We start from the raw sequence: 18484 nt of genomic DNA, 5'->3' as shown, positions 1-18484 counted from the left end.
GATTTGCCGGGCGGCGTTCAAATGTAACCTTCGTGACAATCCGGATCTCTCAGTCTGCTATGGTGTGGATGGGAGATCACGGAAAGCAGGCGGAGGTTCTGATGGGCAGGAAGCGGACCGGCAGGTTCTGGCGGTGCGCCGCCATTGCGCTGGCAGTGGCCACGGGCGGCCATGCCGCATGGGCGCAAAGCGAGCCGGTGGGCGGCGGAGTCGTGCAAGGACCGGGCACGCCCGGCCCGATCAAGCGCGGCAAGGCGCCTGGCTATGACTTCCAGGACCAGTACATCGGGATTCCCGGCAAGTCCGTTGCCGACAACATGGAACCGATGGTCGATCATCCGGACCAGACCGCGGAAGCCGGAAAGAAGCTGGCCGATCTGCAGCGCAAGACCGGAAAGAAGCCCAACATCATCGTGTTCCTGATGGATGACGTGGGCTGGATGGACTTCGGCTTCAACGGCGGCGGCGTGACGCTGGGCGCGCCGACGCCCGATGTCGACAAGGTGGCGGCGCAAGGGCTGGTGCTCACCTCCGCCTATTCGCAGCCAAGCTGCTCGCCCTCGCGCGCGACGATTCTCACCGGGCAATTGCCGATCCATCATGGTCTGCTGCGTCCGCCGATGTATGGCGAGGCCGGCGGGTTGAACGGCAAGCCGACGATCGCCTCGATGCTCTCGGCACAGGGTTACGTCACGCAGGCCATCGGCAAGTGGCACGTGGGCGAAAACGAAGGGTCGCAGCCGCAGAATGCCGGTTTCGACGATTTCCGGGGATTCCTCTCGGTGTCCGACATGTACACCGAATGGCGCGATCCCAATTTCAATCCCGAAGTGGCGCTCAGCCCCACGCGCAGCCGGCTGATCGAGGAAGCGCCGTTCAACAAGTACGACGTCCACGCCGCGAAGGGGGGCAAGATCGAGAACGTGGGCCTCATCACGGTGGACTACAGCCGCGATCTGGACCAGCGCTGGGCCGACTACGCCGTCGATTTCCTGAAGCGGCAGAAGGGCGGAAGCAAACCGTTCTTCCTCTACTACGGCACGCGCGGCTGCCATTTCGACAACTATCCGAACGCTTTCTACGCTGGCCGTTCGCCGGCGCGGAACGACTACACCGACTGCCTCGTCGAAATGAACGACATCTTCGCGCGTCTCTACAAGACGCTGGAGGAGACCGGCGAGATCGACAACACGATGATCGTGTTCACGTCGGACAACGGGCCGGAACAGGAAATCGATCCCCACGGCCGCACGCCGTTCCGGGGTGGCAAGGGATCGACCTGGGAAGGCGGGGTGCGCGTGCCGACCTTCGTGTACTGGAAGGGCATGATCGGGCCGCGCAAGTCCGACGGCCTGTTCGATTTCGCGGACATCCTGCCCACCAGCCTGAGCCTTGCCGGCGTGAAGGGGGCCGCGATCGGCGAGAAGATGGGCGCGGGTAACTATCTCGACGGGGTGGACCAGACCTCGTTCCTCCTCGCCGACAACGGCGCCTCGAACCGGCGCAGCATCCTGTATTTCTGGAACACCCAGTTCGCCGCGGTGCGGATGGACGAGTTCAAGTTCACCATGCTGACGCAGGATCCCTATGCGATGACGCCCAACGGCAATCACGGCGGGTTTACCGGCACGGTCAGCCAGACGGCGGGCGGCACCATGTTCAACCTCTACGCCAATCCGCAGGAGGATAATTCAGTGGCGATCCGGCACTTGCCGATCGCCATTCCGGTCGGTGCGGAAATCGCGCGCTACCAGCAGGTGCTGCGCAAGTATCCGCCCAAGGTGCAGATCGGCTTCACCACCGGAAAGTAGGTTCGACGGGACGCGGTCGCCCCTCCCTCGGACGATGACAGGTGCATCCTGGCGTTCTAGGCTCCGCGGGCATGGGCGAAGACGATTTTGCGATGGCGGCGGCCGCGCTCGACCGGTGCGGCTGGCTCGATGGGCATGGCGGCGACCTGCGCCGCCGCCTGCTGGTCCACGGCACGTTGCGGGCGCTGCCTGCGGGCCGTTGGGCCTATGCCGAAGGGGATGACGACAGCGGCATTCTCGTTGTCGTGCGGGGTGCGTTGCAGATCTATGCTCAGGCGCCGGGGGACCGGGACGTGCTGATCGGCCAGATCGGCCACGGCAACGCCATCGGCCAGACGGCGCGCTTCGGCGGCGGCCCCCGGCTGGTCACCGCGATCAGCACGGCGGCCAGTCTGGTTCTCCAGGTGACCGACGCCGCACTGGCGGCCATCGCGCGCGACGAACCCCTGATCTGGCAGGCCATCGCCAGCCTCAACTATGCGCAACTGCGGATGATGGTGCAATTGCTGGCCGAAACCACCGCTTTGCCGCCCCGGCAGCGGCTGGCGGCGCGGCTGGCGCGCTTCGCCTCCGACGCGCGCATGGGGGCGGAGCTGCCTCTCAGCCAGCAGGCGCTGGGCGAGATGGTCGGCCTCAGCCGCAAGACCGTGAACGCCTGCCTTGCCGATCTGGAGCAACGCGGGCTGGTGCGCCGCCGGTACGGCGCGATCGAGGTTGCCGATGCGGCGGCGCTGCAGGCGCACGCCTTTGCGGTGAATGCCTGAGCGGCGTTCCTAACCGCCCGCCTGCGCCACTTCCAGTGCCTCGCTGGCGTCTAGCCAAGCGGCCTCTGCGTCTTCCAGTTCGTCGGCAACGGTGGCGCGGCGGCGGGACAGTTCGCCCATGTTGAGCTGGGCGAGATCCTTCGGCGCGGAGGCGGGATCGATCAGCGCGGCATCGAACGCCGAAAGCTGCTTCTGCAGCAGGCCCATCCGCGTTTCCGCCTCGCTCACCTGCTTCTTCAGCGCGCGCATGTCCTCGCGCCATTGCGCGCCGGCCTTGCGTTGGGGCTTGGCGCCTTTGGCCTCGCTGGACTGCGCTTCGCGCGGCTGGTTCCGGCCCAGGATGAAGTCGATGTAGTCTTCCATCGACCCGGCGTATTCGATCGCCGTGCCGCCATCGACCAGCACCAGCCGGTCCGCCGTCAGTTCCACCATGTGCCGGTCGTGGCTGATGAGGATAACCGCGCCGTCATAGGCGTTGAGCGCCTGCACCAGCGCCTCGCGCGCATCGACGTCGAGGTGGTTGGTCGGCTCGTCCAGGATGAGCAGGTGCGGCGCATCGCGCGTGACGAGCGCCAGCGCCAGCCGCGCGCGCTCCCCGCCCGAAAGCGTACCGACCTGCGCCGTGGCGGTATTGCCCGAGAACCCGAACCGCCCGAGCTGCCCGCGCACGGCGGCGGGCGTCTTGCCGTCCATCGCCCGCGTCATCAGTTCGAGCGGGGTTGAGGCGCTGGCCAGTTCCTCCACCTGATACTGCGTGAAATAGCCGATCTGCGTCTTGCCGGAGAGGCGCATTACCCCGTCCATGGCTTCCAGTTGCCCGGCCAGCAGGCGCGCCAGCGTGGTCTTGCCGTTGCCGTTGCGGCCGAGCAGCGCGATCCGGTCATCCGGATCGATGCGCAGGTTGAGCCGCTGCAGCACCGGTGCGCCGGGAGCATAGCCGACCGCCGCCTTGTCCAGCGTGATCAGTGGCGGGCGCAACTCATCCGGGCTGGGGAAATCGAAGCGCATCGTCGGGTCTTCGATCAGCGCGGTGATCGGCTGCATCCTGGCCAGCATCTTGGCGCGCGATTGCGCCTGCTTGGCGGTGGAGGCGCGGGCGCTGTTGCGGGCGACGTAGTCCTGCAGTTTGGCGCGTTGCGCGTCCTGCGCGGCGCGCGCGGCGGCCAGTTGCGCGGCGCGCTCCGCACGCTGGCGCTCGAAGCTGTCATAGCCGCCGGGATAGAGCGTGATCTTGCCGCCCTGCAGGTGCAGGATGTTGTCGACCACGTTGTTTAGCAGGTCGCGCTCATGGCTGATCACGATCAGCGTGCCGGGATAGGACTTGAGGAAGTTCTCCAGCCAGAGCGTCGCTTCAAGGTCGAGGTGGTTCGACGGTTCGTCCAGCAGCAGCAGGTCGGGCGCCGAAAACAGCAGCGCCGCCAGCGCGACGCGCATTTTCCAGCCGCCGGAAAAGCTGTCGAGCGGCTGGGCCTGCATTGCCTCGTCGAAGCCCAGCCCGATCAGGATGCGCGCGGCGCGGGAAGGGGCGCTGTAGGCGTCGATCGCCAGCAGTCGATCATGAACGTCGCCCAGCCGGTCGGGATCGGTGCAGGTCTCCGCCTCGGCGAGAAGCTGTTCGCGCTCCTTGTCGGCCGCCAGCACGGTTTCGAACGGCGTTGCGGTGCCGGCCGGCGCTTCCTGCGCGATATAGCCCAGGCGCGCGCGGCGCGGCATCTCGATCGCGCCGTCGTCCGGCTCGATTTCCCCGATGATCGCTTTCATCAGCGTAGATTTGCCCGCGCCGTTGCGGCCGATCAGGCCGATCTTGCCACCGGTGGGGATCGAGGCCGAGGCGCGGTCGAGTATGGTGCGGCCGCCCAGCCGCACCGTGATATCGTTGATCGTCAACATGCCGCGCGCCTAGCAGGCCCGGCGCGAAAGCCCAACGGCCTATCTTGGCCGGCTATCTTGGTTGGCGCGTTAATGCACCTTCAACTGCCGCCAGGCGCTCGGCGTCTGGCCGGCGAAGCTGCGGAACGCGCGGGTGAAGTGGCTCTGGCTGCCGAAGCCGAGCGCTTCCGAAATCTGCGCGACGGTCAGCTCGGTGCTGGAGAGCATTTCCTGCGCGCGCTCAAGCCGGGCCTTCATCACGTACTGGTGCGGGCTGAGGCCGGTGGCGCGCTTGAACACGCGGCAGAAATGCGATGGCGTGAGGCCCACTTCGGCGGCGAGCGATTCCACCGTGTGTTCTTCCTCGGGGTGGGTCAGCACCGCGTTCATGACGTGATGAATGCGATAGGCGGAGAAATCGGAGGTTGGAAAGGCCGTGGCGTTGGCATCCGCCGGGCCGCGCAGCATGTGCGCCTTCAGCGCATCGACCAGCGTGGAGACATAGACGTTCCGCTCCGGCGTTTCCGGGGCATAGAGTTCGGCCAGCACCTGCCGCGTCAGCGCCACGCCCAGCGGGTCGGAAAAGGCGAAGCGCATCCGGTGGAACTGATCGCGCGCGGGCACGGCGCGAAGCTGGTCTTCGGCGATGGACAGCGTCACCACATCCAGCTCGCCATCGACGAGCCACCCGGTCGGGCGGCCCGAGGGAATGATCGTGGCGCAACCGGGGATCGAGCTTGCCTCGCTCCAGCCATCGCGGTCCCAGGTCTTGACGCGGGGCTTGCCGGCGATGTGGACCACGAACGTGGGGCTGGGCAGGGCAGGCAGTTCATAGCTGCCGACGAACTGGCGCCAGCGCGAAAGCTGCCAACCCTTCTCGCCGCCGCCCAGCTGGATGTCCGCGCCGCGCCCGAGCACGTCGGAGATGATCTGCTCGTTGGTCCAACTTTCCGCCATTCGACTGCCTCTCACGCCGGCCGCAATATGACGTCGAGGTTCTTGAGCCCGTTGAGGAAATTCGAGCGGAACCGGCGCGGCGACCGTATAACCTCGAAAGACATAACCCGATCCGCGAGAATGTCGAACGCCACGCGCAACTGCATTTCGGCCAGGCGCGATCCGACGCACACGTGCTGGCCCGATCCGAAGCCCAGGTGCGGGTTCTTCGCCCGCGTGATGTCGAACCGGTCCGGCGCATCGAACACCGTCTCGTCGCGGTTGCCCGAAACGTACCACAGCACGACCTTGTCGCCCTTGGCGATTTTCCGGCCGCCCAGCTCTGTATCCGCCATGGCTGTGCGGCGCATGTGCAGGACGGGCGAGGCATGGCGGACCATTTCCGGCGTGGCGGTCTTCAGCAGTCCGCGGTCGCGCCGCAGCATGGCCCACTGATCGGGGCTTTCGGCGAAGCGCTGCACGGTGTGCGACAGCGAATTGCGCGTGGTCTCGTTGGCGCCAACGAGAACGAGGATCAGATTGCCGACAAAGTCCCGGAAGGCGATCTTCTCCCCATGGATTTCCACGTTGGCCAGCAGCGAGGCGATGTCGTGCGAAGGCGCTGCCCGCCGCGCTTCGAACAGTTCGCTGGCGAAGGCGAAGAAATCGGCAAGCGTTGCCGCCATGGCTTCGGGGCTCTGGCGGAAATCCGGATCGTCCTCGCCCACGAAGGCGTTGGTCCAGTCATAGAGCTTGGGCCACAGATCGGGCGACAGGCCCAGCAGTTCGCACAGCGTCAGCAGGGGGAGAGGAGCGGACAGCAGGGGCACGAGGTCCACTTCCTCACCCAGCGGGATCGCCGCGACGAGGTGCTCGACCCGCGTGCGGATGCGCGCCTCGATATCGCCGAGCCGTGCTGGTGAAACCGCCGGCATGATATGCTTGCGGTACTGCGTGTGGACCGGCGGATCGCGCGAGATGAAGGGGATGCCGATCGCGCTTTCGCCCGCGCCCGTCAGCCCAACCTCGTTCTCGTTGAAAATGCGGTGGCCTCCGTTTTCGTAGGCGCTGGAGAACAGGGCGGGGTTGCGCGATACCTCCACGATGTCCGCATGGCGCAGCACCGCCCAGAAGCCCGCGCCGTCGCTTTCCGGGTTCCAGTAAACCGGATCTTCGCGCCGCAGCCGGGCGAAGGCCTCCCAGGGAACGCCCTGTTCGAACAGGCGGGCGTCCTTCAGGTCGATGGGACCGGAAGCGATGGCGCGGGCCTCGCTCATCAGAACGCCACCCTGACCGAGCCGCCGAACGTGCGCGGCGTGGACGGCACGAGGAAGTTGTAGGGGAAGCCCGCCCCGCGCAGGTCCAGGCCGTAGGCATAGGTCTGGCGGTCGAACAGGTTGTTGGCGAAGGCCTTGAACGTGAAGCGTCCGGTCTGGAACGCGGCGCTGACGTTCACCTTGGCATAGGCTCCCTGTTGCAGTTCGGCATTGTTCTGCGTGGTGCCGGTGGCGTTGACCGCGTTGAACGGCGAGAAATACTGCCGGCTGAAATAGGCGACGGTGGGGGAGAGCGTCAGCTTGCCGGTGGTGTTGTCCATCAGCGTGGCGTCGATCCCGGCCTGGAACGTCCATTCGGGCGCGAAAGGCAGGTTATTGCCGTCCAGCTTCGTGCCCTGCAGCGTCAACTGCTTGTACCGGGCGTGGAGGTAGCCGGCCGAGGCGTTGAGCTTGAACATGCGCGAAAGGCGCGCGCTGGCTTCCAGTTCGGCGCCATAGACTTCTGACTTGGGGGCGTTGACGAGGAACGAGACCGGCCCGGGCCGCGTGTCCTGCACCTGCTGGTTGGTGTAGTCGTAGTAGAACGCCGAGCCGGTCAGCGTCAGGATGCCGCCGTAACTGCCCTTGAAGCCCACTTCATAGGCGTTGACCCGCTCCGGCGCGATATAGGTGATCCCGGCCGAGGAGGTATAGCCGCCACCGTTGAACGCGCCCGAACGATAGCCCCGGTTGTAGCTGGCGTAGAGCAGCGTGGCGCCCGGCAGTTCGTAGCTCAGCGCCACACGGCCGGTCAGCGCGCGGTTGCGCCCGTCGATGGCGTAGCGTGCCGCCGGATCATAGGCGCAGGTGCCCGCCACGCCGGCGCAGGGCACGGTCGTTGCCAGCGGCGTCTGCGCGCCCCCGACATCGCCGGCAAAGAGATAGGCATAGCCATCGCGATAAGTCGCGCGGTCCCAGGTATAGCGCGCGCCAAGCGTCAGGGTCAGTCGGTCGGCCAGCTTGTAATCGCCCTGGGCGAACAGCGCGGTGGACGATCGGCGCTGGCGATAGTGCTGGAAGAAGCCGCCGTTGACTCCCGGCCCCAGCGCGCTGCCGATGTTGAAGGTATTGTCGGTGACGACCGTGTCCCAGCCATAGAAGCCGCCGGCGACGAGGCTCAGCTTGTCGTTGCTGTAGTTCAGCCGCAGCTCCTCGCTGAACTGGTTGTACGAAGAGCGCCAGTTGATATCGAGGATGTCCACCGGCGCGCCGTCGGCGGCCTGTTGCAGGTTCTGCTTGCCCGCATCGCGCGAGGTAATCGAGGTCAGCGTGAGAGCGTCCGAGACGTGGTAGGCCACGTTGGCGGAGATGCCGTAGGCTTCCGTACGGTTCAGGCCGAGCCGGTTTTCGTTAGTCTCGAAGAAGCCGAGGCCGGCACGCGCCGGCAGGAAGCCCTGAACGGCTGCCTGCGAGCCACGATCGCGCCCGCCATAGACCTTGATCTTGACGTCCAGCGGTCCGTCTCCGGGACGGAAGCGCAGCGTGGCGCGGCCCTGCAAGGTATCCTGCGAATTGCCGTCGCGTCCGCCCGGGAACACGTTGCGGATCTGGCCATCGCCCTTGACGTAGTTGGCGGCAAGGCGCAGGCCGAGTTCGTTCTCCACCATCGTCGTTTCCACGGCAGCCTGGGCTGTCCAGGTGTTGAAGTTGCCATAGCCGACCTCGGCATAGCCTTCGTTGTCGTGCAGCCCGGGCGCGCGGGTGATGAAGTTGATCGCGCCGCCGGTGGTGTTGCGGCCGAACAGCGTGCCCTGCGGCCCGCGCAGCACTTCCACGCGATCAAGATCGAACAGGCCCATGCCGTGCGCGGTGCGGTTGGCGAGATAGACGTCATCGAGATAGACGCCGACCGGCGAGGCCTGGTTGGAGTTGTATTCGTTGGCCACGCTGATGCCGCGCAGGCTGAAATTCGGTTGAGTCGAGCCATAGGGGCTGCTGATCTGCAGGTTGGGCACCGCCGATTGCAGCGCGGCGGAATTGGTGATTCCTTTTGACGCCAGGCTGTCGCCGCCGATGGCGGAAATGGCGATCGGCACTTCGAGCACCGACTGTTCGCGCCGCTGGGCCGTCACCACGATCACGTCCTGCGCGGAGGCGCTGTCGCTGGCGCCGTCTCCAGCCGTTTGCGCAAGGGCGATGGTCGGAAGCCAGGAGGCACCACCCAGCAACAGGGCGGTGGCGAGGGCGGTGCGCATTCGGATTTCTCCCATGGTGTTCGCAGCCGGCTGGCCCGGCCTGCATCTGAAGAAACCCTATATCTTCGGGAGAGCGCTTTGCCGTTTCACAGGGTTGCGCCGGGATTTGACAATTCTTGCTGGCGTGGGAGCCGGTCTTGCCGGTGTCACAGTTGCGCGCGGATCGCCTTGCCGCGCAGGATCTGGGCGCGAACGCCGCTGTCCATGTGCCGGCGCAGGAACCGGCTGGCGGCGCTGGCCTCGCCATAGCCCAGCCGGTGCGCGAGCTCCGAAAGATTGGGCTGCGCCTCGAGCGCGAAGTATTCCCGCGCCACGCGCAAGCGGACATTGGTGATAACATCGCTGAAGGTCATGCCGTGCGCCGCCAGCCGGCGTTGCAGGCTGCGCCCGCCAAGTCGCAGCGGCGCGGCGGTGCGCTCCAGCGTGGCCTGTCCACCCGCCAGATGCGCGGCGACAAGTTCTTCCACCTGCCGGACGAAATCGCGCACGCTGGGCCGCATCGTCGCGGCGAGCTGACGTTCGAGATAGGCGAGCAGGTGCGCGTTGCCGTTGGGATTGGGGTGTTTCATCTCCTCGCGCCGGATGACGACGGCGGAGCGGTCGGCGCCGAAAACGGTCGGGCAGCGAAAGAAGGTGCGGTGGAGGTTGAGGTTGCCCGGCGGCGGATGGTCGAACTCGACGCGCACGGGGCTCCAGTCGGCCCCCAGCACGAGCCGCAGGATGCGAACCTGCAAGCTGAGCGTGGCCTCCACGAACTGGCTGCCGCCGAAACGGGTGGGAATGGTGACGAACTGGACGAGCGCGATTTCGTCCTCGGTTTCGATGGAGCGGACGCCCAGCGCATCGCTTTCCAGATGCAGGAAGCGGTTCGAGACGCGGATCGTTTCCCCCACTGTCGGGCAGTGGCCCCACAGCAGGCTCAGCGGGCCGTAGCCGTTCAGGTTGCACCAGGATGCGAAGGCGACGCCAATTTCCGGGCGGTTCGCCATGATCGCGCAGATCTGCATGATATCGACCATGGCGTGCGCGGGCACGGTTTCCCGCGTCGCACTCGATTGCACGATCGACCACAGTTCGCGATCGAGAATGTCTTCCAGCGGTATGCCGGTAAGCCGCGCGTAGCGGACGAATTGCTGCATGGACGATGAATGCGCGACAGGCGTCATAAACTCTCCTGTCGCTATTGGTCATGATCGTGGCGTAATATGTCAAGATTTAATCGTAGGATTGAAGCAGAGTTCAACCGTCTGATCCGGCGTAGAGCGGATAGCCAGAGAGGTAGTAAGCATGAAGGCAGTATTCCTTGCCGGCGTTGCCGGCATGGTCGTTTCATCGGTTGTCGCGGCACCCGCCATGGCTCAGGAAAGCACGGCGGATAACCAGAGCACCGGGCTTCAGGAAATCGTCGTTACGGCGCAGCGTCGCGCCGAAAATCTCCAGAACGTGCCGATCGCGATCACGGCGGCCAGCGGCGAAGCGCTGGCAACCGCGCGCGTCGAGAACATTTCCAACATCCAGGCGGTCAGCCCGTCGATCACGTTCCGCGCCACCAACATTTCCAGCTCGACGGCCAACGTCATCATCCGCGGCCTAGGCACCACGGGCAACAGCCGCAGCTTCGAAGGCTCGGTCGGCGTGTTCATCGATGGGGTGTACCGCACCCGCGCCGCCGCTGCGCTGCAGAGCTTCCTCGACATCGACAACCTTCAGGTCCTGCGCGGTCCGCAGGGCACGCTGTTCGGCAAGAACACCACCGCCGGCGCCTTGCTGCTTTCCTCGGCCAAGCCGTCGACCGACCGCATGGAGGGTCTGTTTGACGCCAGCTATGGCAACTACAACACCTTCACCGTGCGCGCGGCCGGCAACGTGCCGATCAGCGATCACGCGGCGTTTCGCATCGCGGGTGTGGTTTCGCACCGCGACGGGTTCTATACGAACCCGACGAATGGCGAGCACCTGAACGGCGATTCCACCCAGGCGATCAAGGCGCAGCTCCTGTTCGAGCCGACGCCGGATCTCACCATCCGCCTGATCGGCGATTATTCGCACGGCGGCGGCAACTGCTGCTATGCCACGTCGGACTTCAAGAACGGCCCCACACAACCGCTGGTTGATCTGTTGACCACGCTGAACGGCGGCAAGGTGCCTTCGCGCAAGCTGTCCGATTACCAGCAGACGCTGAACGGCAACGGCCGCCAGACGATCACCGATTACGGCGGCACGCTGCAGATCGAAGCCGGCCTTGGCGGCGGCACGCTGAAGTCGGTAACGGCGATCCGCAAGTTCAAGCTCGACCAGCGCGACATGGACCCCGATTTCTCGGGCGCGGACATCTTCCGCTACTACGAAAACTTCGACAGCCGCTTCATCTCGCAGGAACTGACCTACAACACGAAGATCAGCGCGCTGAACGCCGATGCCGTCTTCGGCGGTTTCATCTCGGACGAAAAGCTGAAGATGGGCCGCACGCTGCCCTGGGCTTCGCAGGGGCAGGCCTACTGGAATGCAGTGCTGGGCGCGTCGGGCATCCCGGCCGGGACGGTGAACGCATCGGTGGGGCCGTGGGCGGTCGAGGCGATGTCGGGCAAGGCGCGTTCCTATGCGGGCTTCGCGCATCTCGATTTCGCGCTCGGATCGAAGTTCAACATCATCGCCGGCGTGCGCTATTCGGTCGAGAAGAAGCAGGGCGCTTTCCGCAACAGCTTCTTCTCGCCATTCCCGAACACCGTGTTCACGGTTCTCGGACTTGGGCCGAGCCCGAACTACGACAAGACCAAGACCGACAAGGCGGTCAGCGGCACGCTGGGCATCCAGTACCGTCCGGTCGATGACGTGATGCTCTATGCGACGTACAACCGCGGCTTCAAGGCGGGCGGCGTGAACATCGACGCGAACGCGGCGGGTACGCTGTTCAACAACCCGACCGTGTTCAACGCGCTTCCGCCGCAGCTGCAGGGCCTGATCCGCCTGATCAGCCCGACTTCGACCGTCTCGACCCCGCTCGATCCGACCTACAAGCCGGAAAAGGTCAATGCCTATGAAGTGGGCGCCAAGTTCCAGTACCTGAACCGGCGCGCGCGCACCAACATCGCCCTGTTCTACTACGACCTGTCCGATCTCCAGATCGCGCAGTTCGTGGGGCTGCGCTTCACCGTGCTCAACGCGAAGTCGGCCAAGGACTATGGCGTCGAAATCGAGAACCTGTTCCAGCTTTCCGACAGCCTGACGCTGGGCATCGACGGCACCTGGATACCCCATGCCAAGTACGCCAAGGACGCCTCGATCGATCCGGTCCTGTCGGATTCGCGGTTCCGCTTCGCGCCGAAGCTTTCGGCCAACGTGGCGCTCAATCTCGATCAGCCGCTGAGCGACAACCTGAACCTGACGGGGCGCGTGCAGTACCAGTACACCAGCCGCCAGCTCATCAGCACCGCGTCGCTTTCGGAACAGGGGCCGGTCAGCCTGGTCAACGCGAATCTCGGCTTCAAGATTCCCAAGTGGAACCTGCTGGTCGAAGGCTGGGTGCAGAACCTGTTCAACCGCACCTACTTTACCCAGTCGTTCCCGACGCCGCTCCAGACCGGCGACGAGAACGGCTATCTCGGCGCGCCGCGTACCTACGGCCTGCGCTTGCGCGCCACGTTCTGACGCGTGATACCCGATCGGCGGGGTAACGGACGCGATTGTCCGGCGCCCCGCTGACGGGAAGAGAGGGCCGGCAGAAGGAGAGGCAGGGATGCCCACAGATACCGACTTTTCCGGCAAGACCGTGCTGGTCGTCGGCGGTTCCAGCGGCATCGGCAACGGCATCGCCCAGGCGTTTCGCGCGCGCGGGGGCAACGTCCACGTCTGGGGCACGCGGGCATCGGCGGACGAGTACGATCCGATGGATGGTTCCGACCTGACCGGCCTGGGCTATTCCTGTGTCGATGTGGGCGATCCCGATGCCATCGCGGCGGCGGTGCTACCGTTCCCCTCGCTCGATGTCCTGATCCTCTGCCAGGGGACAGTCGTCTACAAGCGCGGCGAATTCGAGCGCGCCGGCTGGGACAGGGTGATGGCGGTCAATCTCGACAGCCTGATGCATTGCGCGCGCAAGTTCCGGCCCCAGCTGGCTGAAAGCCGTGGCGCGATCGTGATCGTCAGCTCGATTTCGGGTTTGAAAGCCAATATCGGCAATCCGGCCTATGCGGCGTCCAAGGCGGGCGCGATCAGCCTGACCAAGTCGCTGGGCCAGGCCTTCGCGGCGGACGGTATCCGCGTGAACGGGCTGGCGCCGGGACTGGTCGATACCAAGCTGACCAAGGTCACCACCGCGCATCCGCAGCGGCTGGAAGGGGCGCTGACCGCCATTCCGCAGCGCCGCATGGGCACCCCCGAAGACATGGCCGGCGCGGCGATCTTCCTCGCGTCGCCCCTCGCATCCTACGTCACCGGTCATACGCTGGTGGTGGATGGCGGTCTTTCCCTCTGAAACAGCCGGGAGCATCCCTTCATGCAGTTTGATCATACCGACAAGGTGAAGGGCCTGATCGCCCGGCTCGAAGCCTTCATGGACGAACACGTCTATCCGAACGAAAAGGCCTATGCCGATTTCGTGCACGATCAGACGAACCTCTGGCAGGAATGGCCGGGGATGGAGGCGCTGAAGGTCCGCGCCCGCGATGCCGGGCTGTGGAACCTGTTTCTGCCCCACGAATACGGCGCGTTCTCGCCCGGTCTCACCAATCTGGAATACGCGCCGCTGGCCGAGATCATGGGGCGCGTGCCGTGGGCCAGCCAGGTGTTCAACTGCTCCGCGCCCGATACCGGCAACATGGAAGTGCTGGCCAAGTTCGGCAGCGCGGCGCAGCAGGAACGCTGGCTCAAGCCGCTGCTCGATGGCGAAATCCGTTCGGCCTACGTGATGACCGAACCGCAGGTCGCCTCGTCGGACGCTACCAACCTGGAACTATCGATCCGGCCCGATGGCGACGAATACGTCATCAACGGGCGCAAGTGGTGGATTTCCAACGCGATGCACCCGCGGTGCGACATCTTCATCGTGATGGGCAAGACCGATTTTGATGCGCCGCGCCATGCGCAGCATTCGCAGATCCTCGTGCCCCGCGATACGCCGGGCATCACGGTGGTGCGGCACCTCACGGTGTTCGGTTCGCACAATTCGCCGGGCGGCGAGGTGGAACTGCGCTTCGACAACGTGCGCGTGCCGAAGGAGAACCTGATTCTGGGCGAAGGGCGCGGCTTCGAGATCGCGCAAGGGCGCCTGGGGCCGGGGCGCATCCACCATTGCATGCGCTCGATCGGCCAGGCGCAGCGCGCGCTGGAATACATGGCGCGCCGGGCGGACAGCCGCATCGCGTTCGGCCGCAAGCTGGCGGACCAGAGCAGCATTCGCCAGGACGTGGCGCGCAGCTTCTGCGAGATCGAGATGGCCCGCCTGCTGACGCTGAAGGCGGCCGACGCGATGGACCGCCATGGCAACAAGGTGGCGCGCGACCTGATCGCGGCGATCAAGGTTATCGCGCCGCAGATGGCGCAGACCGTGGCCGATCGCGCGATCCAGGTCCACGGCGGCATGGGGGTGAGTGACGATACGCCGGTCGCCCACTTCTTCACGCTCAACCGCTACGTGCGGATCACCGACGGGCCGGAGGAAGTCCACATGTCGCAACTCGGCAAGCTCAAGATCGCGGAATACGTCGCTGCCAACGCGCGCTGAATCGGGGAGGGCAAGGGCATGAAAGCGCTGCGATACCATGGCGCGCGGGACATCCGGCACGAGCCGATGGACGATCCGGTGCTGGAATCCGATCGCGATGCGATCATCCGCATGGACTCGTGCTCGATCTGCGGCAGCGACCTGCACATCTACCACGGGCACGGCTTTTCCGAGGACATCGGCTTCTGCGTGGGGCATGAGGCGGTGGGCGAGGTGGTCGAGGTCGGGCGTGCCGTCTCGCGCGTGAAAGTGGGCGACAAGGTCATGGTGCCGGCGGCGGTGGGCTGCGGCGCGTGCCGATCGTGCCTTGCCGGCAACGTCCTGAACTGCGCGTTCGGCCAGGGATCGTGCTACGGCCTTTCCGCGCGTTTGCAGGGCGTGCAGGCGGAAGCGTTCCGCGTGCCGGCGGCGGACATGAACGCGGTGCCCATTCCCGAAGGCGTAAGCGGCGATCAGGCGCTGATGATGACCGATGCGCTGGCGACCGCCTGGTTCGGCGCGCGCAACGCCGATATCCGGCCCGGCAGCGCCGTGGCGGTCATCGGCCTTGGCCCGATCGGCCTGATGGCGGTGGACAGCGCCTTCGTGATGGGCGCGCATGTCGTCTATGCGATCGATCCGATCGCCGAACGGCGCGCGCTGGCCGCCGAAGCCGGCGCGATCGCGCTGCACCCTGATGCCGCGCTGGAAACGATCCGCGAGGCGACCAAGGGGCACAAGCTCGATTGCGTGGTGGAGGTCGTGGGGTCGGACGCCACGGTCGATCTGGCGCTTCGCCTGGTGGCGCGCCGGGGCACGGTTTCGGTGATCGGCGTCCAGCAATCGCGGCGCTATGCTTTTCCGCTGGAGCGCGCCTTCGCTGCCGGGCTCACCTTCCGCATCGGCACCTGCTCCGTGCCCGAGGAACTGCCCGCGCTGTTTCCGCTGGTGCAATCCGGGCGGCTGCGGCCGGAGCGCTACATCAGCCACCGGATGCCGCTATCGCAAGGCTCGGAAGCTTATCGTCTGTTCGACAGCCGGGAGGCCGGCGCGCTCAAGATGGTCCTCGCGCCCGATTGACTTAACGGGGAGACAAACGGGCTGGACGAAATTAACCGATCGATTAAATTGGTCCGGTGGAGTGCAGGACATGCTGCCATTTTTCGCAATTCTTGCTGCGCCTGTTGTCAGGGATCGGCCCATGCGTTCACCGAAGCGGATTGCCGGAACGTCAGGAAATGAACGGTGCGGAAAGATGAAGAGGAGAGCCTGATGACTGCCTGTACCGCCGCCGTTGCGCGGGCCGCCCATGCGGATTTCACGATCGAACAGGTTACGGTTGAAGGGCCGCGCGCGGGCGAGGTGCTGGTGCGGATCGCCGGGGTTGGCCTGTGCCATACCGATCTTGTCTTTCGCGACCAGTTCGATGCGTTCGCCAAGCCCGCCGTGCTGGGGCACGAAGGTGCTGGCGTGATCGAAGCCGTGGGTGAGGGCGTCGAGGATCTGGCCGTGGGTGATCGCGTAGTGCTCGGCTTTTCGAGCTGCGGCACCTGCGCCCGCTGCGCCGAGGACCTGCCGAGCTATTGCGTGCAGTTCGTGCCGATGAACTATGCGGGAATGCGGCTGGACGATGGCTCCACCGCCTATGCCGGCGCGGATGGCGCGCGCGTGTCGTCGCACTTCTTCGGCCAGTCCTCGTTCGCGACGCTGGCGGTCACGCGCGCGCGCAACGTGGTGAAAGTGGGCGATACGGTCCTGCCGCTCGAACTGCTGGGGCCGCTGGGGTGCGGCTTCCAGACCGGCGCGGGCGCGGTGATGCGGTCCATGGCGTGCCCGGCCGGTTCGTCGCTGATCGTGTTCGGTGGCGGCCCGGTGGGGTTGGCGGCCGTGATGGCCGGGCGGATACAGGGCTGCTCCACGATCATCCTGGTCGAACCGATCGCGGCGCGGCGTGCCATCGGGCTGGAATTCGGCGCGACCCACGCCATCGATCCCGCCGCCGGAGATCTGGGCGCGGCGATTCGCGCCATCCTGCCGTTGGGTGTGGACTATGCGCTCGATACGTCGGGCAATGTCGGCGTGATCGAGACGGGACTTGCCAACCTTGCCCCGCACGGGATGATCGGCCTGGTCGGCGTGCCCAAGGACATGACCGCCGCGATCAGCGTGAACATCGCTGCGCTGATGACGCCGGGCCTGCGGATTATCGGCATCATCGAGGGCGACAGCACGCCGCAGGACTTCATTCCAGAACTGCTGGCGCACCATGCAGCCGGTAATTTCCCGTTCGATCGCCTGATCCGCACGTTCCCACTCGCGGAAATCAACGAAGCCGTTGCCGCGCAGGCGCGCGGGGAGTGCATCAAGGTCGTTCTCGTTCCCTGATGGCCGGGTCAATCCCCGGACAGATCCTACCGAAAGGCAGAGCCATGGAATTCAACGGTACCTACAGGATGCTGATCGGCGGCGAATTCGTGGCCGGCAGCGCCACGTTCGACGTCATCAATCCGGCGACCGAGGACGTGGTTGCCCGCGCGCCCGACGCGACGCAGGCCGATCTCGATGCGGCCGTGGCGGCGGCGCGCAAGGCGTTTCCGGGCTGGGCCGCGACACCCATCGAGGAGCGCAAGGCGAAGCTCAACGCGCTGGGCGATGCGATCTTCGCCAACCTCGATGGCTTCATGCGCCTGCTCACCAGCGAACAGGGCAAGCCGCACCATGAAGCGCAAGGCGAATGCATGGGCGCCGGCTACTGGCTGAAGGCTTTCACAGCGCTCGACTTGCCCGAAACGGTGAACGAGGATTCGGACGAGCGCATCAGCATTACGCGGCACGTGCCGCTGGGCGTGGTAGGCGCGATCGCGCCGTGGAACTTCCCCATGATCCTGGCGATGTTCAAGGTCGCGCCGGCGCTGCTCGCGGGCAATACAATGGTGCTGAAGCCGTCGCCGTTCACGCCGCTCTGCACGCTGAAGTTTGCGGAACTGGCTGCGGAAATCCTGCCGGCGGGCGTGCTCAACGTGATTACCGGCGGCGACAGCCTTGGCCCGTGGATGACCGGGCATCCGGGCTTCGACAAGATCAGCTTCACCGGATCGACGCAGACGGGCCGCCGCGTGATGGCCTCGGCCGCGCCCACGCTCAAGCGCGTAACGCTGGAACTCGGCGGAAACGATGCCGCCATCGTCATGCCCGATGTGGACGTGGAGAAGATCGCCGAGCAACTTTTCTGGGCGGCCTTCACCAACAACGGCCAGATCTGCATCGCCACCAAGCGGATGTATATTCACAAGGACATCTACGAACCGCTGCGCGATGCCATCGTCGCCTATGCCAAGACGGTGAAAGTGGGCGATGGGTCGGAGCAGGGCACGCAGATCGGCCCGATCAACAACCGGCAGCAGTACGCGCGCGTGCTGGAACTGATCCAGGATGCCAAGGACAAGGGCTATACCTTCCTGATGGGTGGTGAGAAGGCCGAGGTGCCGGGCTATTTCGTGCCGGTCACCATCCTCGACAATCCGCCCGAAGACAGCCGCATTGTGCAGGAGGAACAGTTCGGCCCGGTCCTGCCGCTGATCCGGTTCGACGATTACGACGATGTCATCGCGCGCACCAACGCGTCCGACTATGGCCTCGGCGGATCGGTCTGGGGCAACGACGAGGACAAGGCGTTCGAGCTGGCCCAGCGTATCCAGTCGGGCACGGTCTGGGTCAACGAAACGCAGCACCTCTCGCCGCTGGCGGCGTTCGGCGGCATGAAGCAATCGGGCGTGGGCGTGGAAGGCGGGCTGGAAGGCCTGCTGGAGTACACCGCCACGCAAACGCTGGTGCGCCGCAAGAAGGCCGCGTTCGTTTCCTGAGCCAATATCGGCAATTCCGGAGGCCCGGC

Annotated in this window: 13 protein-coding genes; 8 read left to right on the top strand and 5 right to left on the bottom strand. The window is 65.6% G+C overall.

Going from position 1 to position 18484, the window contains the following annotated elements:
- Positions 1–101: 101 nt before the first annotated feature.
- Positions 102–1811, top strand: coding sequence for a sulfatase-like hydrolase/transferase (locus FA702_RS04245; protein ID WP_136955173.1), 1710 nt, complete (start codon positions 102–104; stop codon positions 1809–1811).
- A gap of 71 nt (positions 1812–1882) precedes the next feature.
- Entirely contained in the window at positions 1883–2575 is a 693-nt protein-coding gene (locus FA702_RS04240; RefSeq protein WP_136955172.1) for a Crp/Fnr family transcriptional regulator, read from the top strand.
- Positions 2576–2584: 9 nt separating this feature from the next.
- Here FA702_RS04240 and FA702_RS04235 read toward each other — a convergent pair whose 3' ends face one another.
- The 5 genes from FA702_RS04235 to FA702_RS04215 form a co-directional block, all read right to left on the bottom strand.
- On the bottom strand, positions 2585–4465 hold the full coding sequence (locus FA702_RS04235) for an ABC-F family ATP-binding cassette domain-containing protein (protein WP_136955171.1): 1881 nt from the start codon (positions 4463–4465) through the stop codon (positions 2585–2587).
- A gap of 69 nt (positions 4466–4534) precedes the next feature.
- Positions 4535–5401: a helix-turn-helix domain-containing protein gene (locus tag FA702_RS04230; protein WP_136955170.1), complete on the bottom strand. Its 867-nt coding sequence runs from the start codon at positions 5399–5401 to the stop codon at positions 4535–4537.
- 11 nt (positions 5402–5412) lie between these two features.
- Positions 5413–6657 carry a cytochrome P450 gene (locus tag FA702_RS04225; protein WP_136955169.1) on the bottom strand — a complete coding sequence of 415 codons (1245 nt, stop codon included), beginning with the start codon at positions 6655–6657 and terminating at the stop codon, positions 5413–5415.
- On the bottom strand, positions 6657–8891 hold the full coding sequence (locus tag FA702_RS04220; RefSeq protein WP_136955168.1) for a TonB-dependent receptor: 2235 nt from the start codon (positions 8889–8891) through the stop codon (positions 6657–6659). The genes FA702_RS04225 and FA702_RS04220 overlap by 1 nt, the downstream gene beginning before the upstream one ends.
- A 146-nt stretch (positions 8892–9037) precedes the next feature.
- Entirely contained in the window at positions 9038–10030 is a 993-nt protein-coding gene (locus tag FA702_RS04215; protein WP_255504708.1) for an AraC family transcriptional regulator ligand-binding domain-containing protein, read from the bottom strand.
- 148 nt (positions 10031–10178) lie between these two features.
- Between FA702_RS04215 and FA702_RS04210 the strand changes: the two genes are divergently transcribed.
- From FA702_RS04210 to FA702_RS04185, 6 genes are all read left to right on the top strand, one after another.
- Complete coding sequence (locus FA702_RS04210) at positions 10179–12539, top strand: TonB-dependent receptor (protein WP_136955166.1); 2361 nt, start codon at positions 10179–10181, stop codon at positions 12537–12539.
- An 88-nt stretch (positions 12540–12627) separates the two neighbouring features.
- Positions 12628–13365, top strand: a complete 738-nt coding sequence (locus tag FA702_RS04205) for an SDR family NAD(P)-dependent oxidoreductase (RefSeq protein WP_136955165.1) — start codon at positions 12628–12630, stop codon at positions 13363–13365.
- 21 nt (positions 13366–13386) lie between these two features.
- Positions 13387–14613, top strand: a complete 1227-nt coding sequence (locus FA702_RS04200) for an acyl-CoA dehydrogenase family protein (protein ID WP_136955164.1) — start codon at positions 13387–13389, stop codon at positions 14611–14613.
- A gap of 18 nt (positions 14614–14631) precedes the next feature.
- Positions 14632–15672, top strand: coding sequence for an alcohol dehydrogenase family protein (locus tag FA702_RS04195; RefSeq protein ID WP_136955163.1), 1041 nt, complete (start codon positions 14632–14634; stop codon positions 15670–15672).
- A 192-nt stretch (positions 15673–15864) separates the two neighbouring features.
- Positions 15865–16977: an NAD(P)-dependent alcohol dehydrogenase gene (locus FA702_RS04190; protein ID WP_136955162.1), complete on the top strand. Its 1113-nt coding sequence runs from the start codon at positions 15865–15867 to the stop codon at positions 16975–16977.
- Between the two features lie 44 nt (positions 16978–17021).
- Positions 17022–18455, top strand: coding sequence for an aldehyde dehydrogenase family protein (locus FA702_RS04185; protein ID WP_136955161.1), 1434 nt, complete (start codon positions 17022–17024; stop codon positions 18453–18455).
- Positions 18456–18484: the final 29 nt, after the last annotated feature.

This window comes from Novosphingobium sp. EMRT-2 (assembly GCF_005145025.1).
In the GTDB taxonomy this organism is placed as follows: domain Bacteria; phylum Pseudomonadota; class Alphaproteobacteria; order Sphingomonadales; family Sphingomonadaceae; genus Novosphingobium.
The sequence above is the reverse complement of the archived record's forward strand: the minus strand, read 5'-3'. Positions and strand labels throughout refer to the sequence as shown.